This window comes from Kitasatospora sp. NPDC005748 (assembly GCF_040630735.1).
Lineage (GTDB): Bacteria > Actinomycetota > Actinomycetes > Streptomycetales > Streptomycetaceae > Kitasatospora.
The window spans coordinates 318566-342695 of sequence record NZ_JBEXYD010000002.1 but is presented as its reverse complement, the minus strand read 5'-3'; the positions used below and the strand labels follow the sequence as shown (position 1 = coordinate 342695).

At 70.9% G+C, this 24130-nt stretch carries 30 protein-coding genes and 1 tRNA gene; 20 read left to right on the top strand and 11 right to left on the bottom strand.

Annotated features, from left to right (window positions below; translation table 11 throughout):
• Positions 1-48: 48 nt before the first annotated feature.
• Both ABZ495_RS03030 and ABZ495_RS03025 read right to left on the bottom strand, forming a co-directional pair.
• Complete coding sequence (locus ABZ495_RS03030; RefSeq protein WP_359834158.1) at positions 49-807, bottom strand: glycosyltransferase; 759 nt, start codon at positions 805-807, stop codon at positions 49-51.
• 2 nt (positions 808-809) lie between these two features.
• Positions 810-1598: a GntR family transcriptional regulator gene (locus ABZ495_RS03025; protein WP_359834196.1), complete on the bottom strand. Its 789-nt coding sequence runs from the start codon at positions 1596-1598 to the stop codon at positions 810-812.
• 219 nt (positions 1599-1817) lie between these two features.
• On the opposite strand from ABZ495_RS03025, the gene ABZ495_RS03020 reads away from it, so the two are divergent.
• The 16 genes from ABZ495_RS03020 (at position 1818) to ABZ495_RS02945 (ending at position 11240) form a co-directional block, all read left to right on the top strand.
• A complete protein-coding gene (locus tag ABZ495_RS03020; RefSeq protein ID WP_352289669.1) occupies positions 1818-2174 on the top strand; it encodes a hypothetical protein in 357 nt (118 codons plus the stop codon).
• A gap of 5 nt (positions 2175-2179) precedes the next feature.
• A complete protein-coding gene (locus ABZ495_RS03015; protein WP_359834156.1) occupies positions 2180-3586 on the top strand; it encodes an FtsK/SpoIIIE domain-containing protein in 1407 nt (468 codons plus the stop codon).
• Between the two features lie 79 nt (positions 3587-3665).
• Entirely contained in the window at positions 3666-3875 is a 210-nt protein-coding gene (locus tag ABZ495_RS03010) for a hypothetical protein (protein WP_359834154.1), read from the top strand.
• Positions 3872-4063: a hypothetical protein gene (locus tag ABZ495_RS03005; protein WP_359834152.1), complete on the top strand. Its 192-nt coding sequence runs from the start codon at positions 3872-3874 to the stop codon at positions 4061-4063. The genes ABZ495_RS03010 and ABZ495_RS03005 overlap by 4 nt, the downstream gene beginning before the upstream one ends.
• Positions 4060-4224 (top strand): hypothetical protein, encoded by a 165-nt coding sequence (locus tag ABZ495_RS03000; protein ID WP_359834150.1) that lies wholly within the window; start codon positions 4060-4062, stop codon positions 4222-4224. Before ABZ495_RS03005 ends, ABZ495_RS03000 begins: the two co-directional genes overlap by 4 nt.
• 76 nt (positions 4225-4300) lie before the next feature.
• Positions 4301-5005 (top strand): DUF2637 domain-containing protein, encoded by a 705-nt coding sequence (locus ABZ495_RS02995; RefSeq protein ID WP_359834148.1) that lies wholly within the window; start codon positions 4301-4303, stop codon positions 5003-5005.
• 12 nt (positions 5006-5017) lie between these two features.
• Positions 5018-5215, top strand: a complete 198-nt coding sequence (locus ABZ495_RS02990) for a hypothetical protein (RefSeq protein ID WP_359834146.1) — start codon at positions 5018-5020, stop codon at positions 5213-5215.
• Positions 5216-5237: 22 nt separating this feature from the next.
• The gene (locus ABZ495_RS02985) at positions 5238-5771 is read left to right on the top strand and encodes a hypothetical protein (RefSeq protein ID WP_359834144.1); all 534 of its coding nucleotides are present in this window, start codon (positions 5238-5240) and stop codon (positions 5769-5771) included.
• 85 nt (positions 5772-5856) lie between these two features.
• A complete protein-coding gene (locus tag ABZ495_RS02980) occupies positions 5857-6405 on the top strand; it encodes a GGDEF domain-containing protein (RefSeq protein WP_359834142.1) in 549 nt (182 codons plus the stop codon).
• Positions 6406-6506: 101 nt separating this feature from the next.
• Positions 6507-6692 (top strand): hypothetical protein, encoded by a 186-nt coding sequence (locus ABZ495_RS02975; RefSeq protein ID WP_359834140.1) that lies wholly within the window; start codon positions 6507-6509, stop codon positions 6690-6692.
• Position 6693: 1 nt separating this feature from the next.
• Positions 6694-6861, top strand: coding sequence for a hypothetical protein (locus ABZ495_RS02970; protein ID WP_359834138.1), 168 nt, complete (start codon positions 6694-6696; stop codon positions 6859-6861).
• A 27-nt stretch (positions 6862-6888) separates the two neighbouring features.
• Positions 6889-7167 carry a hypothetical protein gene (locus ABZ495_RS02965; protein ID WP_359834137.1) on the top strand — a complete coding sequence of 93 codons (279 nt, stop codon included), beginning with the start codon at positions 6889-6891 and terminating at the stop codon, positions 7165-7167.
• An 89-nt stretch (positions 7168-7256) separates the two neighbouring features.
• Positions 7257-8597 carry a replication initiator gene (locus ABZ495_RS02960; RefSeq protein ID WP_359834136.1) on the top strand — a complete coding sequence of 447 codons (1341 nt, stop codon included), beginning with the start codon at positions 7257-7259 and terminating at the stop codon, positions 8595-8597.
• Positions 8590-8814, top strand: coding sequence for an excisionase family DNA-binding protein (locus tag ABZ495_RS02955; protein WP_359834134.1), 225 nt, complete (start codon positions 8590-8592; stop codon positions 8812-8814). Before ABZ495_RS02960 ends, ABZ495_RS02955 begins: the two co-directional genes overlap by 8 nt.
• Positions 8814-9968 (top strand): site-specific integrase, encoded by a 1155-nt coding sequence (locus ABZ495_RS02950; RefSeq protein ID WP_359834132.1) that lies wholly within the window; start codon positions 8814-8816, stop codon positions 9966-9968. Before ABZ495_RS02955 ends, ABZ495_RS02950 begins: the two co-directional genes overlap by 1 nt.
• A gap of 153 nt (positions 9969-10121) precedes the next feature.
• Positions 10122-11240 (top strand): hypothetical protein, encoded by a 1119-nt coding sequence (locus tag ABZ495_RS02945; protein ID WP_359834131.1) that lies wholly within the window; start codon positions 10122-10124, stop codon positions 11238-11240.
• A gap of 64 nt (positions 11241-11304) precedes the next feature.
• Here ABZ495_RS02945 and ABZ495_RS02940 read toward each other — a convergent pair whose 3' ends face one another.
• A complete protein-coding gene (locus tag ABZ495_RS02940; RefSeq protein ID WP_359834129.1) occupies positions 11305-12111 on the bottom strand; it encodes a DUF6602 domain-containing protein in 807 nt (268 codons plus the stop codon).
• A gap of 167 nt (positions 12112-12278) precedes the next feature.
• A tRNA-Thr gene (locus ABZ495_RS02935) sits at positions 12279-12352 on the bottom strand.
• Between the two features lie 277 nt (positions 12353-12629).
• On the opposite strand from ABZ495_RS02935, the gene ugpC reads away from it, so the two are divergent.
• The 3 genes from ugpC (at position 12630) to ABZ495_RS02920 (ending at position 15220) form a co-directional block, all read left to right on the top strand.
• Positions 12630-13721 (top strand): sn-glycerol-3-phosphate ABC transporter ATP-binding protein UgpC, encoded by a 1092-nt coding sequence (ugpC, locus tag ABZ495_RS02930; protein ID WP_329488376.1) that lies wholly within the window; start codon positions 12630-12632, stop codon positions 13719-13721.
• Between the two features lie 184 nt (positions 13722-13905).
• Positions 13906-14346, top strand: a complete 441-nt coding sequence (locus ABZ495_RS02925; RefSeq protein ID WP_329488377.1) for a hypothetical protein — start codon at positions 13906-13908, stop codon at positions 14344-14346.
• 37 nt (positions 14347-14383) lie between these two features.
• Entirely contained in the window at positions 14384-15220 is an 837-nt protein-coding gene (locus ABZ495_RS02920; RefSeq protein ID WP_359805192.1) for a nucleotidyltransferase family protein, read from the top strand.
• A gap of 128 nt (positions 15221-15348) precedes the next feature.
• Here the strand turns inward: ABZ495_RS02920 and ABZ495_RS02915 are convergent, their stop codons facing one another.
• From ABZ495_RS02915 to ABZ495_RS02885, 7 genes are all read right to left on the bottom strand, one after another.
• On the bottom strand, positions 15349-16989 hold the full coding sequence (locus tag ABZ495_RS02915; RefSeq protein WP_359834127.1) for a DoxX family membrane protein: 1641 nt from the start codon (positions 16987-16989) through the stop codon (positions 15349-15351).
• 380 nt (positions 16990-17369) lie between these two features.
• Positions 17370-18365 (bottom strand): 23S rRNA (guanosine(2251)-2'-O)-methyltransferase RlmB, encoded by a 996-nt coding sequence (gene rlmB / locus ABZ495_RS02910; protein WP_352286100.1) that lies wholly within the window; start codon positions 18363-18365, stop codon positions 17370-17372.
• Between the two features lie 134 nt (positions 18366-18499).
• A complete protein-coding gene (gene cysS, locus ABZ495_RS02905) occupies positions 18500-19894 on the bottom strand; it encodes a cysteine--tRNA ligase (RefSeq protein WP_359834125.1) in 1395 nt (464 codons plus the stop codon).
• A 116-nt stretch (positions 19895-20010) separates the two neighbouring features.
• Positions 20011-20406, bottom strand: a complete 396-nt coding sequence (locus ABZ495_RS02900; protein ID WP_329488383.1) for a PPOX class F420-dependent oxidoreductase — start codon at positions 20404-20406, stop codon at positions 20011-20013.
• A 233-nt stretch (positions 20407-20639) separates the two neighbouring features.
• Positions 20640-21212, bottom strand: coding sequence for a 2-C-methyl-D-erythritol 2,4-cyclodiphosphate synthase (gene ispF / locus ABZ495_RS02895; protein WP_359834124.1), 573 nt, complete (start codon positions 21210-21212; stop codon positions 20640-20642).
• On the bottom strand, positions 21202-21960 hold the full coding sequence (gene ispD / locus ABZ495_RS02890) for a 2-C-methyl-D-erythritol 4-phosphate cytidylyltransferase (protein WP_329492152.1): 759 nt from the start codon (positions 21958-21960) through the stop codon (positions 21202-21204). Before ispD ends, ispF begins: the two co-directional genes overlap by 11 nt.
• A gap of 270 nt (positions 21961-22230) precedes the next feature.
• Positions 22231-22713, bottom strand: a complete 483-nt coding sequence (locus ABZ495_RS02885; RefSeq protein ID WP_030244332.1) for a CarD family transcriptional regulator — start codon at positions 22711-22713, stop codon at positions 22231-22233.
• Between the two features lie 546 nt (positions 22714-23259).
• Between ABZ495_RS02885 and ABZ495_RS02880 the strand changes: the two genes are divergently transcribed.
• The gene (locus ABZ495_RS02880) at positions 23260-23931 is read left to right on the top strand and encodes a DUF461 domain-containing protein (protein WP_359805199.1); all 672 of its coding nucleotides are present in this window, start codon (positions 23260-23262) and stop codon (positions 23929-23931) included.
• Positions 23932-24130: the final 199 nt, after the last annotated feature.

Below are 24130 nucleotides of genomic sequence, written 5' to 3'. Positions count from 1 at the left end.
GCGAAACGGCCCCAGCGAACTGCCAGGGCCGGTCCTGCCGCATCACGTTCAGCCAGCGTCGATCCGCCAATTCTCCAGCGCCAACAGCGCCTCCGCCCGGGCCTGGACGACGGCCATGCGGGCCGCTCGCTCCACCTCCTGGCTGTGCGCCGCCTGGTGGGTGCTCTGCCCGGGCCACTTCCGATACAGGAGTCCGGTCTCCTCGATGAACCACCCGCGGCTGACCGCGTTGAGCGCCAGCAGCAGCCCGGTGTCCTCGGACGCCGGAAGCGCCATCCACCCGCCGAGCGCGAGCAGCAAATCCCGTCGCACACACAGCGTCGCAGGGTGCACCTGGGCACGGAAGTCGTGCGCCTTCCAGTGGGCCAGCACCTCGCCGCGCTCGACCGGTCCGGCCGGCGGGTCCTGGTCGAAGCCGACCGTGCTGCCGTCCGGCAACAGGTCGAGCACGCGGGATGTCGTCCACGCCACGTCCGGCCGGGCGGTGAGCACTGCAAGATCCCGCGCCAGTGTCCCGGGTGGCAGCATGTCGTCGGCGTCGAGCACCTTCACGAACTGCCCGGTGGCCCGGGACAGCCCCATCGTGCGCGCCATGCCCGCCCGCCCGTGCCGGCCCTGGCCGAAGCTGATCCGAGCGTCGTCCGGGACGTGCGGGGCGACGTCGTCCGTCTCGCTGTCTTCCTGGATCACCCACTGCCAGTCCCACCCGTCCGGCAAATCCTGCTCCAGCAAGGACTTGTAGGCATCCGCCAGATACTCGGCGCTCGGGCCGTGGACAGCCGTGATGACGGTAACGAGGTTGGTCATGCTCACCACCTGTTCAGCTTGGTTGTGTAGACCATTTCAGTACGGTCACCCGGGAGCACCACATCGGCGACCTCGACCACGCGGTCTGTCGTGTCGATGCAAGTCTTCCGGAGGAGGATCACGGACACACCCATCGGCAGGCCGAGTTCTTCGGTTTCCTCCGGCGTCGGGGGCCGGGTGCGGAAGGTCTCCACGACGCGGTCCAGCTCGATCCCGACGCTGAAGAGCTGGTTCTGCGTGCCACCCGGCCACGGCTCCTGGTCCTCGCTGAGCAGGTCCGGGTTCCCCGCGATCATGTCGAGTACGAGGTAGGACCGGGCGACGTTGAACGGTGCGCGCTCCTCGCTGTAGCGGGTGCGGTAGGTGCGCTGGAGCAGGATCGTCCCCTCGGGGATGCCGAACGCTGCGGCGAGATCGGCATCCGCCGGCGTCTGCTCGTACTTGGCCGCGAACACCAGATCGTTCACGGTGAGCCCGGTGTCGTGCTCGGTGGCGCCGGTCTTCAACCGCTCCGCCTCCGACTCGCGGGCGCGGTCCTTCTCCCACTGATGCCGCAGATTGTCGCGCGTGACCGGGGTCGGCTGCCGGCGGACGAACGTGCCCCGACCGTGCTGCTTGTCGACCAGCCCTTGCGCCTGGAGCACTCCGACCGCCTGGCGCACGGTCGGAACGCTCACCTCGTAGATGTCGGCCAGCTCAGTCTCAGCGGGGAGCCGCTCGCCCGGGGGCAGGCTTCCGTCATCGATCTGGGCCGTGAGCTTGGCCGCGATCTGCTCGTAGCGCTTCGCCATGGTGCTGGTCACCGTCCTGTCGGGGTCTCCCGCTCATCCTAAGTCCTAAAGAGGTGTTGACGACTAGCTGATGAGCCGTCATAGTCATGGGGACAGCAACTCCTAATGAGGACTTGAAGACAAGATCTCATGAGGTGCTGATGACACCCGGTATCTGCCGTGGTGAGGCTGCTCCGAGGGTCGATAGCTCCCCCCGGACCAGATGAAGGAGCCCAGCTCATGCGCTTCATCCCCGTCGACACGACCGCCGCGCTGGTGATGGTCGCCCAGGCGCCCCGCCCGAAGCTCAAGGACCGCCGTACCGGCGAGATGGCTATGGACACCGAGACCGGCGCGCCGCTGGTCACCCTGGACGTCACCTTCGTGGCCAACGGCGAGGCTGACATCCTGTCCCTGACCGTCCCGCAGCCGGGCATCCCGGACGGTCTGGCGCCCGGCATGCTGGTCAGTGTCACCCGGCTCATCGCGCGGCCGTGGGAGAACGAGTTCAACGGTCAGAAGCGCTCGGGCATCGCGTTCCGCGCCGACGCCGTGACCGTCACGTCCGCTCCGGCCTTCGCCGGCGCGAGCGCCTGATCGCCATGGACGCCTTGACGACGGCGCTCATTGAGCTGGGCGTCCCCGCTGCAGCCCTCGGTTCCGGCGCCCTCTACGCGAGGGCCAAGCTCCCGCGCACCTACTGGGCGACCGTCGGCCTGCCACTGACCGTCCACCGCATCCGGCGCGACTACGAGAACGTGATGGAGGCGTGCGGCCTCACCGTCGAGCCCTCGTTCTGGCGGGCGATGGCCTCCTCGGCCACCAACCGACCGGCGCGCCCCGCGATGCCCAAGATCCGCAGCATCACCGCCAGCTCGACCGGACTCCGGATACGGCTCCGGCTCGCCCGCGGTCAGGAGACGGCAGACATGCTGAACGCCACCGAGCGACTGCGGCACGCCTGGGGTGTCCACGCGGTGTACGCCTCGGAGGTCAAGCCCGGTGTGGTGGACCTGCGGGTGGTCGGCTTCGACGTGCTGCGAAACGTCCGCATGCCGCGCCGGGCCACCGCCAAGTCCGCCGGCCTGCTGCGGGTCCCGGTCGCAGTCCGAGCTGACGGAACCGTCCACTACCGGGACTTCCGGCAGGTCCCCAACGGGCTCAACCTCGGCGCCAATCAGTCCGGCAAGTCGATGTACACCCGGAACCTGGTCCATGGCCTTGCCGCTCAGCCAGTCGCCCTGGTGGGCATCGACTGCAAGCGCGGCGTGGAACAGCGCCCCTTCGCCCCGCGGCTGTCCGCCCTGGCCACCGATCCGGGCGAAGCGCTCGGACTGCTGCTGGCGCTGCTGGTCGAGATGGACGACCGTTACGACCTGATCCGCGCTCATCAGGGTGTCCCCGGTTCGGTAGCTGCTGAGGATGTGACCGCCGACATCTGGGGCCTGCCCGCCAAGGTCCGACCGGTGCCGATCGTGGTCCTGGTGGACGAGATCGCCGAACTCTTCCTCGCCGCCGGCAAGGCCGATGAGGAACGACGGAACCAGATCGTCATCGCGCTCATCCGTCTCGCCCAACTCGCCCGCGCCGCCGGCATCTTCCTGGATATCTCGGGTCAGCGCTTCGGCTCAGAGTTGGGCAAGGGTGCCACGCTGCTCCGTTCCCAGCTCACCGGCCGCACTGTCCACCGGGTCAACGACCTGGAGACCGCGCGCATGGGCCTCGGCGACATCTCCGAGACGGCCATGCTCGCCGCTACCCGGATCAGCCCCGACATGCCCGGGGTTGCTGTCGCCGGTGACACCTCGGGCCGCTGGTCCGAGATCCGCACGCCGTATCGCTCGCTTTCCGAAGTCGCTGACCGCTGCGCGAACTTCCGTCACCTGGTGCCGACGCTGCCGCGCCTCGCGGCCTTCCGCCCGCAGGTCGCATCGGCTGCCGCTGCGGTGAGCGTCCCGCCGATGCCCTCGGCACCGCCGATCTTCGCGCCGGTTCCGGCCTCCGAGTAGAGCCCCCGCCCACGGTCGGCGTGACCGCCCCACGCCAAGTCCCTGCCCCCGCCATGCCCCGAACCGAAGGAGAACGCCCGTGTCCCACAAGCCCTCCATCGCCGAGATCGGCGCCTTCATCGGCCGGCTCAAGGCCAACGCTGAGAGGGGTGGCAACCCCGGTCCGCTGCTGGCTGATAAGGCCGACCTGTTGGAGCGCATCGCCAAGGCCAACCCGGGCGACCGCGACGCCGCCGAGGTCGCCCGCGACGCCCGTGCCGCCGCCCGCGCCCAGCGCGTGAACCGGTGACCGCCGTGGCCGCCCGCAAGCGCCCGTCGGCGCCCAAGCCCGCGCCCTGCCAGCCCTGCGAGGGCACCGGTCAGATCACCGAGGTCGTCTACACCGGCCGCGGCCCGCACCGCCGCCGGCTCGCCGAGCAGGAAGCCACGTGCCTCGACTGCCTCGGCACCGGGGTCGCCATGGAGGTGCACCAGTGATCCGGATCCGCGTGACCTGCGACATCGACTCCGTGGCCGCTGTGGTCGCCGACCTGTGCCGCCTCTGGACGGTGCACGACGTCAAGGAGTACCCCGCCCGGAACCCCGGCCAGCGCCGCGTCTACATCACTGCGTCCCGCCGCACGACCCGTACCAGGTAGCACCCACTCGCCGAGACCGGGCGGCCCACCGCCGGCTCGCCCGGTCTCCAACCCGCCGAACTGGAGGTGAACCGACATGCGCCGACTTCCCAAGCTGGACGCCGTCCTGGCGCAAGCGGTGATCGCTGCCGCACTGTCCTTCGCCCACCTGCACGACCTCGCAGAGTCCGCCGGTCAGGCCGGCTGGAAGTCCTGGGCCTACCCGGTGTCCGTCGACCTACTGCTCGTCGCCGCCTGGCGTCGGCTGCGGTCCGGGGCCTCGGTCCGGCTCGCCTGGTGCTGGTTCGTCATTGCCCTGGCCGCCTCGCTCGGCGCCAACGTCGGCACCGCCGGACTGCTCGACCTCGGCAACGCCCCGGCCTGGCTCCGCGTGCTCGTCGCCGGCTGGCCCGCGGCCGCGTTCTTGGGCGGCACCCTGCTGGCCCACTCGACGGCCGTGCCCACGCCGGACGCCACTCCGGTTGAACCTGACCAGGTCGCCCCCAAGGACGACGAACTGCCGCCGCTCTACTCCCCGGCTGCCGAGCCGGTGACCGAGCCGACTGAAGTGCTCCCGCCGCCTCCCGTCCCGGAGCTCGCCCCAATTCCCTCGCCGGAGCCGACTCCGGAGCCGGCTTCCGCAGCGGTCCCGACCGTCCCGTCCTTCCTCCTCGACCACGCCCGGAAGGTCGCCGACGACCACCGCACCCGCACCGGCAACCCGATCGACGCCGCGACGCTCCGCACTCGGCTCGGCATCAAAGATCCGCTCGCCTCGGCCCTCGTCGCCGAACTCGTCTGAAGGAACGGCCTGATGAACATCTCGCTGCCCCTCCTCCCGGTACTCGCGCTCGTCGCCTGGTTCATCGTGCGGAATCTCCGCCTGCGCTGGTGGGCCGTCGCCGCACTCGTCCTCCTCGGCTTCTACCTCGCCGGCTCCTCGGCCGGCCCGCTGATCGACAAGACCACCCGCGACAGTGTCGAGGTCATCAACAAGACCGGCGCCAAGTAGCCGACCAGATCGGAGAGTTCGCATGAACGTCACACTCCTGAACCTGCCGCCGCTGGTCACGGTCGACGGCTCCGGCCTGGCCGCCGAGATCGAGGCGTACTTGGCCACGCTGCCCGCCCCGGTCCGCGTCCCGGTCCCGTACATCTCTCCGCTCGGCTCCACCGTGCAGCCCTGGAACTCCGGGTACCCGCTTCCGCAGCTCACCCTGCTCGACCGGCTCACCCGGCGCCCGGCTCGTCCGGTCCCGGTGACTGCCAGCGACCACCTGCGGCTCGTCTCCCGGTACATCACCGCCGTGGGCTGGTTGCAGGGCGCCATGTGGGACTCCGCCGGCCGGGTCTGCCTCCTCGGCGCCCAGACCGCCGTCCTCGTCCACGGCTACGGCACCCCGACCACCGTCCAGACCGCCCGAATTCAGCTCATGGAGACCCTGCACGCCACCGGTCGCCCTGTGCGCTCCCCGGACGAGTTCAACGACCGACCCACCACGCGGCAGGCCGACATCCACCACCTGCTCGACCGCGCCGCCGCCCGCGCTCTGTCGCTCGGCCTCTGACCTCCCCAGGGACGGCCAACACGCCGCCAGCATCCCGCCGTCCCGGAGATCGCAACCCTCCACCGCCCATCACGAAGGACCGCTCATGGATCTGCCCACGATCTTTGCCGCCGGTGCACCGCTGATCGGATGGACCACCCACAGCGCCTGGCTGAACCGCCGCCTGGCCACCGCCCGCCGTGACCCGCTCACCGGGCTCCACACCCGCGACGGCTTCACCACCCGCGCCCACCGGTTGATCGAGCACTACCCCGACCGCGCGTCGGTGCTGCTGATCGATCTGGACGACTTCAAGGCGACTAACGACACCCACGGCCACGCCGCCGGCGATGCGGTACTCGCCGCCACCGCCGAACGCCTCTCCACCTGGGTCGGCCGCTCCGGCGTTGCCGCCCGCCTCGGCGGGGACGAGTTCGCTGCCGTCGTCCTGGACGGCCCCGGCCGCCTGCCTGGCCTGCTCGCGGCCCTCCACCGGCCGGTTGCCTATGCGGGCTACCTGCTCCCGGCCGCCGCCTCGGTGGGCATCTGCCCCGTCGCGGAGCTGCCGGTCGTCTCGCTCACGGACGCGCTCGCCGCCGCCGACCGGGACATGTACGCGCACAAGCGCGACGGCCGCACCTCCCGCCGCCGCTGACCTCAAGACCAGCCCCGGGGCGGCAACACGCCGCCAAGCATCCCGCCGCCCCGAGGCCGCAACCCCTTCCCGAACCGAAGCCCACGAAGGAGAGCACCATCATGCCCCAGCACAGCCACGCCCCGAGTCGGATCTGCCCGGACTGCTCGGGTCACGCCACGGCGCACATCGCCACGGGCGTGCGCCTCCGCGACGGCTCCCGCGCGACCGTCCCGGTCAGCTGCCCGACCTGCCACGGCGCCGGCACCGTCGCCCGCCTGCTGGCCCTGGTCGCCAAGGCCATCTGACATGGCCCTCCTCGACTGGCGCGATTCCCGCCACTGGGCCCAGAAGCCCGCCCCCTGTGGCGTCTGCGACAAGCCGACCAACCTGCGCTCCGACCGCGGCAAGCCCGTCCACAAGGTGTGCGCGGAGCAGTGGACCGAGCAGCACCAGAAGCCCGCCGCCCAGCAGTAGAACCTCTTCAAGAAGGGACGACCCGTCATGGGACTGTTCAACCGCAAGTCGAGCGAGACCCCGGAGGAGCGTTACGTGCGCGACGCTACCGAGCTGCGCGCAACCCAGGCGTTCAAGGCTTGGAAGGGCGCGTCCAACGACAGGCGAGAGGCGTGGACGAACGCGGCCAAAGCCGCCAATCACGGCAACGCCGAACAGGTCGCCGACGCCACGATCCGCTACCACCTCGCCGCCGACCGGGAGGACGGCCTCGCCGCCGAGTACGAGCGGTGGGGTTACAGCGAGCGACGCCGCAACGCCGGGTGACTCGAACTCAAGGCACCCGAATCGTCTGATCACAGCCCCGGAGCCCACGTTGAGCTCCGGGGCCCCTCCCGACTTGGAGGTGAACCACCATGACCGCCGTTGCCCCCGTCCCGGTGGCCGATCTCGTCGGCCTCGCCAGCCTCGGCACCATGCCCGCCCTCATGCGGCAGCTCTCCGGCCTCGCCGGCTGCACGTCGCCCATCCGGCTTGCCGGCTGGCGCACCGAGATCAACGAATCGACCGGACAGCTCCTCCACCACCTGGACTCCGCCGATCTGCCCGCCGGGAACCTGCTCGTACGCTGCGGCAACCGCCGCGTCACCCGCTGCCCGTCCTGTGCTGAAACGTATCGCCGCGACACGTACCACCTGATCACCGCCGGACTCGTCGGCGGCAAGGGCACTCCCGAGACGGTCGCCACCCACCCCCGGGTCTTCGCCACCTTCACCGCACCTGGCTTCGGCCCGGTCCACAACCGGCCCTCCGCCGGCCGCTGCCGCTGCGGCACCGCCCACGCAGCCGATGATCCGGCCCTCGGATCGCCGCTCACCCCGGAGACGTACGACTACGAGGGTGCCGTCCTGTGGAACGCGCACGCGGGCAAGCTCTGGGCCCGCTTCTCGATCCACCTCCGCCGGGAAGTCGCCAAGCGGGCCGGACTGACGCAGCGGGAGTTCCGGGACTTCGCCCGCATCTCGTTCGGCAAGGTCGCCGAGTACCAGAAGCGCGGCGCGATCCACTTCCACGCGGTCATCCGCCTCGACGGCCCCGAGGGTGGCAACGAGCGTCCGCCGGTTTGGGCCTCCGCCGAGCTGCTGACCGATGCAATCCGCGCCGCCGCCGACCGGACCGAGATCCCCGGCCCGCTGGTCGACGGCCGCGAGCACCGGTTCGCCTTCGGCAGGCAGCTCGACATCCGCACGATCCGCAACGCCGACTTCGCAGGGCCCGTCCCGATCACCGAACGGGCCGTCGCCGCCTACATCGCCAAGTACGCCACCAAGGGCGCCGAAACCGCGACCGGCACCCTGGACCGCCCCATGCGCCTGCTTGCCGAGATCGCCCAGTACGACATCCCCGAACACGCCCGCCGGCTCATCCGAACCTGCTGGAACCTCGGTGCCCGCCCCGACCTGGCCGGTCTCCGGCTCCGCGCCTGGGCGCACATGCTCGGCTTCCGCGGCCACTTCTCCACGAAGACCCGCAAGTACTCCACCACCCTCGGCGCACTCCGCGACGCCCGAACGGCCTGGCGCCGCGCTCAGACGCTAGAACGCCTCCATGGCCCCGAGGCTCTCGCCACCGAGGAGACCACGCTCGTCCTCGCCCATTGGGTCTTCGCCGGCCACGGCCTCACTCGTGGCGAACAGTGGCTCGCCGCTGCTATCCAACCCGCACCCGGTACGGAAGGAGAACCAACCCATGGCTGACCGCCTGTTGACCGCCGCACAGGTCGCCGAACGGCTCGGCACCTGGGAGACCAGCGGGGAGCGCTTTCCCCGCCGACTGATCGCCGAGCGCCGGATCGCCTTCGTCAAGGTTGGCCACCTCGTGCGGATCCCCGCCTCTGCCGTCGACGCGTTCATCGCCGAACGGACGGTGCAGCCGGTGACCACCCGCCGCCGGCCGCTCCGGAAGGTGGCGTGATGGCCAACTCCAGGGGCAACCGCCGGCGCTTCGGCTCGGTCCGCCAACTTCCCTCCGGCCGATGGCAGATCCGCTATCCCGATCCGGTCACCGGCCTGATGCGGCCCGGTGAGGAGACCTACCCCACCAAGACGGACGCCGAAGTTGCGCTCACGCTCATCGAGGCCGACATCAAGCGCGACCAGTGGACCGACCCGGACGCCGGGAAGGTCAAATTCGGTGACTTCGCCGACGAGTGGCTCAAAGAGCGGAAGTTGGAGGACACCACCCGGGAGCGGTACGAGGGCGTTCTCCGGCTGCACATCATGCCGGCGTTCGGCGCGCGTTTCCTCTCCGACATCACGCCCGCTCGGGTCCGGACGTGGCGTACCCGCCTCCTGGAAGCGGGAGTCGGCGAGCCGACTGTGGTCAAGGCGTACCAGCTCCTCCGCAGCATCATGACCACCGCAGTGGACGACGAGCTGATCAAGCGCAACCCGTGCCGGATCACGGGCGCCGACACCTACGACGTCCCGGAGCGCCCGGTCCTGACCATCCGCGAGGTGTACGCCGTTGCCGCGGCCATCCAGCCGCAGTGGCGGGCGCTGGTGCTGCTGACCGCGTTCACCACGCTCCGGCTCGGCGAGCTGGCCGCGCTCCGCCGGCGGGACGTCGACCTGGACACCCGAATCCTCTGGGTCCGCCGGAACCAGGCCGAGCTGAGCAACGGCAAGCTGATCACCAAGGCGCCGAAGAGCCGCGCCGGCTTCCGCCCGGTCTCGTTCCCGGACCTGATTGTCCCGGACCTCGAACGACACCTGGAGCGTCACGCAGCCAAGGGGCAGGAGGGACTATTCTTCGTCGGCCCCCGGGGCGGCACGCTCCGCCGGAGCAACTTCCGGGATGACTGGACGGCCGCCAAGGCCAAGGCCGGCGTCTCCCCGAATGTCCACTTCCACGATGTCCGGCACACCGGCAACAACATCGCCGCGCAGAACGGTGCCAGTACCCGGGAGCTCATGACCAGGATGGGCCACAGCACCACCCGGGCCGCACTGATCTACCAGCACATGACCAGCGACCGGGACCGCGCCATCGCTGACCGCATGGGCGAAGCCGTCCGCCAGGCACTACTCAATGAACCGCCTACAAGCGGCTCGGGGGCATCTGAGTAGCGGGACCGCTTGCACGCAACTCAACCAGCACCCCCGCCGGCCAGCTCTGTCCGCGCCACCCCGCGCGCACAGGGCTGGCCTTCCGGCGTCCCAGGGGAGACAACTTCCAGATTCAGACCTCGACATGTCAGCGCCATGATCTAGGGTCTGGCCATGACGACCTCCCTCGGCCCGATGGCTCCCGGCGACATCCGCACTCGGGCACAGATCCGACAGGAATTCGGAGGAAGCCCGCAGGGTGGCATCTGCCCCTCGGGCGAAAAGAAGAGTGTCAACCTCTACTCTGATCCAAGCGTCGGGGAGCACGTCGGCTACTACGACGGGTGGCTAGCAGAGGAAGACGAGCTAGGGCCTGTCTTTGAATATACCGGGGCGGGCCTGACTGGCGATCAGACGTTTGAGGGCACGCTCGGGCTAGGCAACCGCGCAATCCTCCGCCATGCCGAGCAAGGCCGAAAGCTGAGGGTATTCATCCGCGCAGGCACCGTTAAGGGAACTGCGACAGCGACGCACCGTTACGTCGGCGCCTTCAACCTTGACCAGCGACTTCCGTACGTCTGGCGGAAGGTGCGTGGAGAAAATGGCGAGGTACGAAGCGTAATCATCTTCCGCCTCCGGCCAGATGGCGCATTCGAAAGCTCTACATCGGATGCCCTTCCTGCGGCCACGGAAACCACCGCTGACTTCGTCCAGTTTCAGCCGATCACGGCATCAATGTTGAACTCGGGACCAGCAACCCAAGGGGCACTATCCCTTCCGGCGCAACGGGCCGGAGCAAAGGGGTCCGCTAAGAAGCGGACCGGGCACGCATCTACCGAGGGCATCTTTGTCGTGTCCGAGGCCTTTAACACGGAGATGAGCCTCAGGGCCGCGACCGCAGCAAGCATCGCCGTTCGCCGTGAGGCCGCACTGACAAAGGCGTACAGGGCCCACTTGGAATCAGCTGGACATAAGGTGGGTGCATTTCAGATCAGAGTCGAGGGTCTGAGCTCAACCCTTCGCACCGACCTCTACGACGCCACCGCTCACGTACTCTACGAAGCAAAGGGCTCAAGCTCCCGCGAGGACGTACGCATGGCCATCGGCCAGCTGCTCGACTACGGCCGATACGTGAAGACAGAAGCTCATCCGCATGAGCCTCGCCAGGTGGTGCTGCTTCCCACAGCTCCAGACCCGGACATTCGTGCCCTGCTTGAGCGCCACCAGATCGGCTTGGTGCACCAGCTGAGCGATGGTCGATTTACCGGCCCAGACATCCCAGCCCTGCGCTAGTCCACGGCGGGCGCTGCTCCAATCGCTAACCACCGCTAGCGATTGGAGCAGCATCCACCACTTTCTAAAAGCTCCATTTCTTTGCAGCAAACCCCAACGGTGTCGCACCGGAATAGGGCACCAGGTCTAGTGGGTGCATCCACGCATCGGAGAAATGGATGTTCAAATGGAGAGCCATGGGCAACAAAATGTCCTGATCCGGCACCGCATCCACCTGCATGAGCGATGACCCCGGCGATGGCGACCTGTCAAGGTTACCATTCTTGGGATCGGTCCATTGCAAGTGACCTTCACCAAGGACCCACACACTGTCCGGCCACTCGATTGGGTCGCGCCCCGCGCACCATTCCATCAGATGGTCGCCAATTGTCCCAAGCTTGAGACTGCCGAAGGCGACGATCATCCCAGACGTCGGGAAGAAGCTAAACTTCTTGCCATACGCCGATGTGGAACGAGGAATGAGCCCCGGAACTGGCCGGTAGGCCACTTTTCCAAGCCTGCGAACCTTGGCAATTTTTTCGCAGGCATCCACCAACTGTGCCTTGTCGAGTTTCGTCTTTACCTCAACCACGCCGTAGACGCACTCATTAGGGATGATTCTATAGCCGTTGAGTGTGGTGAACGGCGGCGTCCCTCGGTCAATAAGTACGATGTCGCACTGAGGCGAAACCTGCCCGGCAGAGGCCACAATCTCAGCACTGTGGACAGCCTCAACATGCGACGGCAGGTAGCCCGAGAAGAACTCACGTACCAGCGCCTCGCGTGACGCGCCGGCCTCACCGTTGTGGTTGAAGTTCCGGGACTGCTCAAAGTCGGCATGCATCTTCTTGGCCACAGAGCCGAGGATCATGCCGAGCTTCTCTTGGGTCATGACCGGATCCTAGGCTTCTCCGTGTGGCCGCGGCCGGTCGTTGCAACTTCTCGTCGGCGACTTCTGGCACGCCCGTGGCACAGCCCGGGTAGGACCGCAGCGACGACGAAGGGCCAGCTCCTCCGAATCACTCCGGTGAGCTGGCCCTTCTGCCCTGTCCGCTACTGAGCCCCCTGTCGGGTTCGAACCGACGACCCCCGCTTTACAAGAGCGGTGCTCTGGCCAGCTGAGCTAAGGAGGCATGGTGACCGTCCGCGACGAGGTCACGGCGGCACCGGGGGCAGTCTACCGGGCGGCCGTGGGGCGGTGGTGGCATATCCGGGGGATCGCGGGTGGGGCGGGCGTGATGGAACCGATGCCGAATTCCAGGGGTCCGGGGGCTGACAAGCGGCGTAGGCGCAGGTAGCGTCGCCCGGAGTTGACCCGCGCCGTGGTTCGGACCAGGAGCGGGCCCGCCACGACATCCACCTTTACTCGGATCGTCCGGCACGTTCCTGCCGGTGAAGGAGAGCACAGCCATGGCTTCTGTGACGTACGACAAGGCGACCCGTGTCTACCCCGGGTCCGACAAGCCCTCCGTGGACGCGCTGGACCTGGAGATCGCGGACGGTGAGTTCCTCGTCCTGGTCGGCCCCTCCGGCTGTGGCAAGTCCACCAGCCTCCGGATGCTGGCCGGCCTGGAGGACGTGAACGCCGGCGCGATCCGCATCGGCGACCGCGACGTCACGCACCTGCCGCCGAAGGACCGGGACATCGCCATGGTGTTCCAGAACTACGCGCTCTACCCGCACATGACCGTCGCGGAGAACATGGGCTTCGCGCTCAAGATCGCGGGCGTCAACAAGACCGAGATCCGCACCAAGGTCGAAGAGGCCGCGAAGATCCTCGACCTCACCGAGTACCTGGACCGCAAGCCGAAGGCGCTCTCCGGCGGTCAGCGCCAGCGTGTCGCGATGGGCCGCGCGATCGTCCGCGAGCCGCAGGTCTTCCTGATGGACGAGCCGCTGTCGAACCTCGACGCCAAGCTCCGCGTCTCCACCCGCACCCAGATCGCGGGCCTGCAGCGCCGCCTGGGCATCACCACCGTGTACGTCACCCACGACCAGACCGAGGCGCTCACCATGGGCGACCGCGTCGCGGTGCTCAAGGGCGGCGTGCTGCAGCAGGTCGACACCCCGCGCAACATGTACGACCGGCCCGCCAACCTCTTCGTGGCCGGCTTCATCGGCTCGCCCGCGATGAACCTGATCGACGTGCCGCTGGTGGACGGCGGGGTGAAGTTCGGCGGCTCGATCGTCAACATCTCCCGCGAGGACCTCTCCGGCGCCGGCACCGACAAGTCGGTGACCGTCGGCGTCCGCCCGGAGCACTTCGAGATCGTCCCGGCCGGCGGCATCGAGGGCGTCGCCGTGACCGTCAACGTGGTCGAGGAGCTCGGCTCGGACGGCTTCGTCTACGGCACCACCAAGCTCGGCGGCGAGGACAAGGACCTGGTCGTGCGCGTGCACGGCCGCCAGATCCCGCAGCGCGGCGAGACCATCCACGTCGTGCCGATCGCCAACGAGACCCACGTGTTCTCCACCAGCAGCGGTGCCCGCCTGAGCAACTGACGCTCGCGGCGGCGAACGACCCGGGCGGAGCCCCGCCGGACCGCGTGGTCCGGCGGGGCTCCGCCGTCGTTCGGCCGTCCGCACCACCCGCGTCAACACGGTGAAGGGACGAACCCGGACACCACGTCACTCGATGGTGTAACGGAGGGCGATCCGGGCCCCACCCAGCGCTACTCTCCTGAGCGTGAAGCAGCTAGTTCGCCGAATCGGCCAGACCATCGCCCTGACCCTGCCCGTGGTCCTGGTGACCACCGGCACCCTCGCCGTGACCAGGGTGCCGTGGGCTCCGCCGACCGGGCTGGACCAGCAGGTCGTGGCAGCCTCCAGCGAGGACGGCGCCGGCATCGGCCGGGTGCCCGCGGCCAAGGCCCCGGAGGGCCTGGCTCCGCAGGACGCCCTGCGCGTGGCCCTGCTGGAGGAGTTGCGCGCGCACAACCCGGGTAGCGCGCTGGACCTGCTGGAGCGCTCGATGCGCGAGCAGCCGGCCCTGACGCCGTACTGCACCTCGCTCGCCGGTGAGCTCGGCAAGGCGGCCGTGCGCAAGTACCAGGGGGACGTCCAGCGCGCCCGGTCCTTCGCCCGGCCGGTCTGTGACGGCTCGTTCGCCTCCGGGGTCGCCGCCTAGGGGTGCCACGCCCCGGCGGCCGCCCTATTGTGCAGGCATGACCGCTGACTCCGGCTCCGCCGCCGACCTCACGTCCGCCCGGGCACCACAGGCACCGCAGGCTCCGCAGACGGCTCAGGCACCACAGCCGTCGGCGGCCCCGCCCGGCACGACGGCCGTCACCCAGGCCGTCATCCTGGCCGGCGGCCAGGGCTCCCGGCTGCGGCCCTACACGGACGACCGGCCGAAACCGCTGGTCGAGATCCCCGGCACGGGGACGCCGATCCTCGGACACCAGCTCTCCTGGCTCGCCTCCGAGGGCGTCACCGACGTGGTCATCTCGTGCGGTCACCTGGCCGGCGTGCTGGAGGAGTGGCTCGACCGGACCGACCTGCCGCTGAAGGTCCGCACCGTCGTCGAGGCCGAACCGCTGGGCCGCGGCGGCGGTCTGAAGTACGCCGCCAAGGCGCTGCCCCGGCCGGACGAGCCCTGGTACGCCACCAACGGCGACATCTGGACCCGCTTCAGCCTGCGCGACATGGCCGCCTTCCACCACGAGCGGGACGCCGTAGCGACGCTCGCCCTGGCCCGTCCGCGCATCCCGTGGGGCGCGGTGGAGACGGACCAGTTCGGCAACGTGCTGGACTTCATCGAGGCGCCGCCCTCGCCCTTCCTGATCAACGCCGGCCTGTACGTCTTCAGCCCGGAGTTCGCCGAGCTGCTGCCGGACGTCGGGGACCACGAGCGGACCACGTTCCCCCAACTCGCGCGCGGCAAGCGCCTGGCGGGGTACCAGCTACCGCAGGGCGTCTACTGGCGCGCCATCGACACCGCGAAGGACCTCACCGAGGCGGCCAAGGAACTCGCCGCCGGAGCCGGCCACACGCCCCGGTAACCCACCCCGGCGGCGGCCCCACGGCCCTCGGGCCCCCGGCCCCGGGACCACGAACAGGTGGCCGGGTGCTCCCCCACGGAGCACCCGGCCACCTGTCGTCCCCGAGGGCCCGACGGCCCGACGACCCGTCAGGTCGCCGTCGGCGACCCCGGCCGGGAGTTCCGGGCCCCGCCGCCGGACAGCTCGGCCAGCGGCCCGCTGCCCAGCACGCCGCCGAGCAGCCCCGAGCCGGAGCTGCTGCTCGGGCTCGGCTTGGGCGCCGCCCCCGAACCGTTGCCCGGGGCCGGGGTGCTGCGCGACGCGGGCGCCGAGGCGGCCGGGGCCGCGGTCTGCGGCGCCGCCGGGGCCGAACTCGGACCGCTCTCCGGCTTGGTGGACCGCGCCTTGCCGCTCGGCGTGGGCGTCCCGGCCTTCGGCGAGGCCGTGCCCTGGGCCGGCGCCGAGGAGGACGGCGCGGACGAGCCGGCCGCCGGCGAGGCCGGCCGCGCGGGCGCGGGCGAGGTGGACGGCCCCTGCCCACCGGGGGTGGCGGAGGGCCCGCCACTCGGCCAGACCGGCGTGCCGTAGTCCGTCGCCGGCCGGGACGGCCCGGGGTGCGGACGGCCGCCGGTGCGGACCGCCGCGCCCAGCATCGACCCGAGCAGCAGGGTCAGGCCGACCACGACCGCGGTGACCACCGCACCGCGCCGCAGCACCCGCCGGCGCAGTGCCGCCGGCGCGACCGAGCCGTGGCGCCGCCACGCCTCCAGGTTGAGCCGCCCGTCCAACGAGGCGAACGGCGCTCCGGCGATCAGCAGCGGGCTCCAGGCCGCCAGGAAGATCAGGTCGGGCGTGTCGTAGACCGGCACGGCCCGCCAGCTGACGGTGAACAGCAGGGCGGCGGAGAGCAGCATCGCCGCTCCGGCCGCGAGCCGCTGCCAGAGGCCCAGGATGGTCAGCACGCCCACCACGATCTCGGTGAACGAGACCACCAGCCCCGAGCCCACCGGGTGCGCCATCGCGAACGACAGCAGCGGTTCGGCGACCTTCCAGGGGTGCAGCGAGGAGAGCCAGCGCATCATCGAGCCGCGCTCGCCGCCGTCGAAGTACACCGGGTCGCAGAGCTTGCTGAACCCGGCGTAGACCGAGAGCGAGCCCAGCACCGCGCGCAACGGCAGCAGCACCAGGCCGAGGTCCACCCGGCGGCCGGGGTACCACGGCGGCTTGCCCTCACCGGCGGTGGCGGAGACCTCGGGCAGCTCGCCGCTGGGCGTCCAGCCCTGGGGCGCGCCGACCGGGCCGACGCCCGCCTCGGTGGCGGTACCGGCGCCCTCGCGCGGCTGGCGCGGGACCGTCCGGGCACCCGCGTACGACGGGATCACCCGGGTGTCGTCGTCGGCCGTGGAGCCGCCCGGGGCGCGCCCGCCGACCCCGGCCGGCGCGGGCACGCCGGTCAGCCGGACGGCCTCCAGCAGCCGGGTGGCCGCCTGGTCCCCGGGGGGCGCCTGGCCGCTCCAGGTGACGGCGGTGACCCGGCCCTTGCGCCGCGGCGCGCCGGCACCGCCGGCACCGCCGGCCCCGGCGAGCGCCGGTACGGCCGAGGCGGGCACGACCACCTGCGGGGTGACCAGCGGACGGCGGATCAGGCCCTGGCCGGCGTACGGGTCGCCGAACGCGGCCCCGGTGGAGAGCGCTCCGGCCGGGGCGTCGATCAGCGGCGCCACCGGGGTGCCGAGCCGCAGCCGGAAGCTGGCCTGGGTGACGCTGAGGCGCGCGGGGTCGGACGGCACCTTGACGGTATTGAGGCCGGGGCCCGCGTCTATCCCGGTGCTGCCGTTGCCCAGGAGGGGGCGCCGAGGTGTTCTGGTGTCCACACCCGTCTAACCGGGTGACACCCGGTTAGGACACTCTCCCGAGTGGATGTCCGGCGCCCACTTGAAGTGATCATGAGAAAAGCGATCGGGCCCGGTCGGGCCCGGTCGCTTTCACCCGAATTGCGGGCGGACTGCGGAGAATCCGGAAGATCTCCTGCGCCGCCCGACCCCGCTGTGCTGCGGCGAAACGGCTCACCCGGGCACGGAAACGGCCCGGCCGGACCGCCGTACCGCCCGCCGGCCCGGTCGGGCCCGGCGCGGTACGACGGCCCGGCCGGGCCGCGCGTCGGGAGGTGTCAGCCGACCTTGCTGCGCAGGCGCGCGGCCTCGTACAGCACGATGCCCGCGGCGACGCCGGCGTTCAGCGACTCGGTGGCACCCGGCATCGGGATCCGCACGCGGATGTCACAGGTCTCCGAGACCAGCCGGGACAGGCCCTTGCCCTCACTGCCCGCGACGATCACGACCGGACCGGCCAGCGCCTCCAGGTCACCGATCTCGGCCTCGCCGTCGGCGGCCAGGCCGACCACCATCACGCCGGCCTTCTGGTAGGCCTCCAGCGTCCGGGTCAGGTTGGTGGCCCGGGCGACGGGCAGCCGCGCCGCGGCACCGGAGGAGGTCTTCCAGGCACCGGCGGTCATGCCCGCCGCCCGGCGCTCGGGGATGACCACGCCGTGCGCGCCGAAGGCGGCGGCGGAGCGGACCACGGCGCCGAGGTTGCGCGAGTCGGTGACCCCGTCGAGCGCCATGATCAGCGCGTCCTCGCCGTTGTCCGCGGCCTGCGCCAGCAGGTCCTCGGGGTGCGCGTACTCGTACGGCGGGACCTGCAGCACCAGGCCCTGGTGGTTCATGTTGCCGGTCATCTGGTCCAGCTGCGGGCGCGGGGCCTCCATCAGCGGGATGCCCCGGTCGTTCGCGGCCTGGAAGGCGTCGCGCACCCGGTCGTCGGTGTCGATGAACTGCAGGACGTAGAGCGCGGTGGCCGGCACCCCGCCCTGCAGGGCCTCGACCACCGAGTTGCGGCCGAAGACCAGCTCCGCCGCGCCGGCACCGCCACGGCCGCCCTTGCCGCCACCGCCGGCCCGGCGCATGCCGGCCCGGGCCTTGGCGTCCCGCTCGCGCTTGACCGCGGCGTTGGCCGCGCGCTGCTTCGGGTGCCCCTTGCGCTCCGCGCCGGGGGGCGTCGGGCCCTTGCCCTGGAGCGCCTTCCGGCTGTGGCCGCCGGTACCGACACTCGCGCCCTTCTTCGACCCGGGGTTGCGGCGGTTCCTGCGTGCACTGTTGCCGGCCATGGCTGTACTTCCTGTCTGTCCGGCATGCCCGGCCGCACCGTGAACCCGGTGCCGGCCGACGACATGCGCTACGTCATGCGGGAGGGCCGCACCGGTTCGGTACGGCCCACCCTCACCCCATCGCTCGGATGGAGTTACTGGTTGTTGATCGTCCAGCGCGGGCCGGACGGGGTGTCCTCGATCGCCAGCCCGGCCTCGCCGAGCTGGTCACGGATGGCATCCGCGGTGGCGAAGTCCTTGCGGGTCCGGGCCGCCTGCCGCTGCTCCAGGACCAGCCTGACCAGCGAGTCGACGACCCCGTGGAGGTCCTCACCGTGCTCGGCCCCGGTCCACTGCGGGTCCAGCGGGTCGAGGCCCAGTACTCCGAGCATCGCACGGACCTCGGCCAGACGCGCCACCGCGTTCTCCTTGTCGTCCGCGGTGAGGGCGCTGTTGCCCTGGCGGACGGCGGTGTGCACGATGGCCAGCGCCTGGGGAACGCCCAGGTCGTCGTCCATCGCCTCGGCGAAGGCCGGCGGCACCTCGGGCGCCGCGTCGACCGCGCCGCAGCGCTCGACCACGCGCTGGACGAAGCCCTCGATCCGGCCGAAACCGGCCTCGGCCTCGCGCAGCGACTCCTCGCTGTACTCGATCATCGAGCGGTAGTGCGGGGCCGCCAGGTAGTACCGGAGCACGATCGGACGCCAGCGCTCGACCATCTCGGAGACCAGCACCGAGTTGCCGAGCGACTTGCTCATCTTCTCGCCGCTCATGGTGACCCAGGCGTTGTGCACCCAGAAGTTCGCGAAGTCGTCGCCGTACGCCTTGGACTGGGCGATCTCGTTCTCGTGGTGCGGGAAGATCAGGTCGATCCCGCCGCCGTGGACGTCGAAGGCCCGGCCCAGGTACTTGTGCGCCATCGCGGAGCACTCCAGGTGCCAGCCGGGACGGCCGCTGCCCCACGGGGTCTCCCAGCTCGGCTCACCGGCCTTGGCGGTCTTCCACATCGCGAAGTCGCGCGGGTCGCGCTTGCCGGTCTCGCCCTCGCCCTCGGGCTGGCGCAGGTTCTCCAGCTTCTGGTTGGAGAGTTCGAGGTACCCGGGGAAGGACTTCACGTCGAAGTAGACGTTGCCGTCCGACGCGTAGGCGTGCCCCTTCGCGATGAGCGTCCGCATCATCTCGATCATCTCGGGGATGTGCCCGGTGGCCCGCGGCTCGACGGTCGGCGGGAGGCAGCCGAGCGCCGCGTAGCCGTCGTTGAAGGCCCGCTCGTTGGCGTAGGCGATCTGCCACCACGGCGTGCCGAGCTGGCGCTCCTTGGCGATGACCTTGTCGTCGATGTCGGTGACGTTGCGCGCGAAGGTCACCTGGTAGCCGCGGTAGGCGAACCACCGCTGCATGATGTCGAAGTTGAGCCCGGACCGGATGTGCCCGATGTGTGGCGCCGACTGGACGGTAGCGCCGCACAGGTAGATCGAGACACAACCCGGTACAAGCGGGACGAAGTCGCGTACCTGGCGGGTGCTGGTGTCGTACAGGCGAATGCTCACAGCGTCAAGCGTAGTGGGCATGAGGGGGTGCCCCGCGACATTCTCGAATGTCAATACCGCGGCTACGCCGTTTCTTCTTCATGGCCTACCGGAGTCACCCGCTCCGCCTGGCTCTCTCAGAGGTTGCCGACCACCTTGCGCGGGCTGAGCCGGACCACCACCCGGACGTCCTCCGGGCCGTCGTAGCCGTAGGACTCCTCGCCGCGGTACTTGCGCGCCAGCTCGTCGATCAGCTCCTTGCCGCCCTCCCGGGTGAGGGTGGCCTCGCCGCGCAACTCCACGTAGGAGTAGGGACTCTCCGGCGGGTTGACCACCAGCGAGATCCGCGGGTCCTTCAGCAGGTTGAGGTGCTTGCGGCGGCCCTCCACCGTGGAGAAGAGGACGTCGTCGCCGTCCCGCTTGACCCAGACCACCGAGGACTGGGGGCTGCCGTCGGGCTGGATGGTGGAGACCACGGCGAAGCTCTTGCCGTCGATCAGGGCCTTGGCCCGGTCGGAGAGCTGTGCGGCCATCGGGGACCTCTTCTCGTCAAGCGGCGTCGGACGGCCCGCGGTGCGCGGGCGGGCCTCGCTCGGCCCGCTCCGAACGGTAGCGACTCGGGCACCGGCCAAGGCTCCTGAACACCCGTCACGGGCCGGGTATTCCCGGCCCGGACCACCCGGACGGCCTACCGGCCGCCGCCACCGCTCCTACCGCCCCCGGGCCGCCCCTGCCGCTGTCCGGCGCTCCTGGTGCGCCCCCGGGGTCAGCGGCGCTCGTACACCAGCGCGGTGGCGATCGCCGCGAGCCCCTCGGCCCGGCCGGTGAGGCCGAGGCCGTCCGTCGTCGTCCCGGAGACCGAGACCGGCGCGCCGACCGCCGCCGAGAGCGCGGCCTGCGCCTCGGCGCGCCGCTTGCCGATCTTCGGCCGGACACCGATCACCTGGACGGAGACGTTGCCGATCTCGAAACCGGCCTCGCGCACCAGCCGGGCCGCCTCGCCGAGCAGCCGGACGCCGGACGCGCCCGACCACTCCGGCCGGTCGGTGCCGAAGTGCGCGCCCAGGTCCCCGATCCCGGCGGCCGAGAACAGCGCGTCGCAGGAGGCGTGCGCGGCCACGTCGGCGTCGGAGTGCCCGGCCAGGCCGTACTCGGCGCCCGGCCACTCCAGGCCGGCCACCCAGAGCGGGCGGCCGGCCTCGAAGGCGTGCACATCGGTGCCGATCCCCACCCGGGGGATCAGCGGCGGCCGCGAGTCCGCGGCGGGCGGCGTCGGGGCGTGGGCGGTCGGCGCCGCGTCCTCGGCGCGCGGGCCGGAGGCCGTGGGATCAGTAGGCATCGGCGGCCCTCCGGCGGGCGAGAACGGCCTCGGCGAGCACGAGGTCCAGCGGACGGGTCACCTTGAACGCCTCCTCGTGGCCGGGCACCACCACCACCCGGCCGCCGAAGCGCTCCACCAGGCCCGCGTCGTCGGTGACCGCCGGCAGGGCGTCGGCCCCCGCGGCGGCCTCCTCGGCGAGCGCCTTCTCGTGCACCTCGGCCAGCGTCTCCCGGCGGAAGCCCTGCGGAGTCTGCACGGCCCGCAGGGTGGAACGGTCGGGCGTGTCGAGCACCGGCTCGGGACCACCCGGCCGCGGCTCGACCCGCTTCACCGTGTCGGCGAGCGGCACGGCGGGCACCACCGCCTCCGCCCCGCCGCGGACGGCGGCCGCGACGGCGTCCACCACCTCGACCGGCACGAGCGGACGCGCCGCGTCGTGCACCAGGACGATCTCCACCTCGGCCGGGATCGCGGCGAGGCCCAGCCGGACCGACTCCTGGCGGGTCGCCCCGCCCGGCACGACCCGGATGTCCTTGCCGTCCAGGCCGTGGGTGTCGAGCAGTCCGACCACCTCGGCCACGCCGTCGGCCGGCGCCGCGACCACGACCAGCCCGACCGCCCGGCTGCGGGTCAGCGCCCTGACGGCGTGCACCAGGAGCGGCACCCCGCCCAGCTCCCGCAGGGCCTTCGGGGCTCCGGGCCCCAGTCGCTCACCGCGTCCCGCGGCGGGCACCACCGCTGCTGCAACTGCTCCTGTGGCGTTCAGGTTTCACTCCTTCGGCGAAGTGGGTATGGCCATGGCGTGCACGACGGGCGCGCGGGACCCCTTCCGAAAAGCTCCACGGTCTCCCGCCCACAGAACACGCAGAAACGGTCATGCGGGCCCGGGGCCGGCCGGCTCGGGTGCGGGGCGTCGTCCGGACACGCCTCAGCGCCCGAAGTGCCACTGCACCACTCCAGGACGGTTCGTCCGGTGAGCGGCGCGCCGGCATCGGGCGCTGTGAACGTGTGGGCGGTGGGCGCGAGCCCGACTGCGCTACGAGGCGAGCACCTCGTCGAGCAGCGTCTCCGCCTTGTCCTCGTTGGTGTTCTCGGCCAGCGCGAGCTCGCTGACGAGGATCTGGCGCGCCTTGGCGAGCATGCGCTTCTCACCGGCGGACAGACCGCGCTCGCGCTCGCGACGCCAGAGATCGCGCACAACCTCGGCGACCTTGATAACGTCACCCGAAGCGAGCTTCTCCAGGTTTGCCTTGTAGCGACGGGACCAGTTGGTCGGCTCTTCGGTGTACGGTGCGCGAAGCACCTCGAAGACCCGGTCCAGACCCTCCTGGCCGACTACATCGCGCACGCCGACGAACTCCGCGTTCTCGGCGGGCACCCGGAGCGTCAGGTCTCCCTGCTGCACCTTGAGGACCAGGTAGGTCTTGTCCACACCTTTGATCTGGCGAATTTCGATGGCCTCGATCAGCGCGGCCCCGTGATGGGGGTAGACCACCGTGTCGCCAACCTTGAACGTCATGTGACAGGACCCCTTCCGTGGCTTTCCAGAATAACACGCTTTTCGGCGCACCCGAAGGGCGTTTTCGCAGGTCAGGGCCGGTCTCGGGGCTTGACAAGGACCCCCATGACGTGCTGCGGGCGGCCTTCAGTGCGGGCTTCCCGCAGGTCGGAGGCGGTTCCGGTACCTCCCGAAACCTGCGGCAACACTCCTGAAACCGTGATTGGATCTTGAGATTTCACCGTTTATCGGGCCGTTTCCCGATCGTGATCCGATCTTGGTCGACACTTGACCAGGACACGCCGGTGTGTTGCCACGAGTACGACGCCGGGTCGCGGCCGAGGTCGGAGCCGTACCGCCGTCCGGGCCCGGGCCGTGCCGGTACCGGGCGCGGGCCCCGCCGACGCCGCCCCGCCGGTCGTCTCCGGGTGCGGCGGGGTGCCGCCGTCCGGGCGCCGGGCGGACTCCCGGAGCGCGACACGGGGACCACCCCGTGAGGAGCGCATAAGCGAGGTCGATAATCTGAGGCCTGACCACCCGACATGTGACCTAGGAGAAGCCGCCGCCGTGAGCCGCAGCATTCGAGTCGGCAGCATCGCCGCCATCGCCGCCCTCGCCATCGCCTCGCTGTCGTCCTGCTCGGCCGGCAACAAGGCGGAGACTCTGGAGATCAAGCCCGACAACGCCTACGCGACGGTCGGCACCGACCTCCGGCTGAACAACATCGTTGTCGTCACCGGGGACGAGTCCTCCGGCGAGCACACCGGTCCGGCCAACGTGTCGGTGAACATCAGCAACACCGGGACGGAGCCCGTCGAGCTCCAGTCCATCGTCGTGGGCGACGGCGGGGCCGCCGCCTTCGCCGACGAGAAGGGCGCCCCGCTGGGTAGCATCGTCGTCCCCGCCGGCGGAGCCGTGCTGATCGGCGGCGAAGGCAACCCCTCCGCCAAGGTCGCCTCGGCCAGCGTCCACGTCGGTGGCTTCGTGCCCACCGCCTTCGCCTTCAAGAACCGCGAGAAGGTCGCGACCGAGGCCGCGGTCAGCCCGAACAAGGGTCTGTACAAGGGCTGGGGCCCGACCGCCTCCCCCGCCGCCGTGCCGTCCAAGGCCGCCGGCTCGCCCAGCGCCTCGGCCGGTGCCGCCACCCCCTCGGGCACCGCCACCCCCTCCGGTACCGCGGCCGGCACCGGTGCGACCACTCCGGCCGGCACCGCCTCGCCGACCGCCGGCTCCCACTGACCCACCGCCTCCGGCGTCCGGTCCCGCGAACGCGGGGTCCGGGCACCGCGGAGGCGGACACGCAGAGGGCCGGCCGGGCTCGGTCGCGCACGCGAAGGACCCCTCCGGGCGGCTGCCCGGAGGGGTCCTTCGTGGGTCCGCCCGGTCCGCGCCGGCGGAGCGGGCCGCTCTACTGAGCCGCTCACCCGCCCCCGGCACG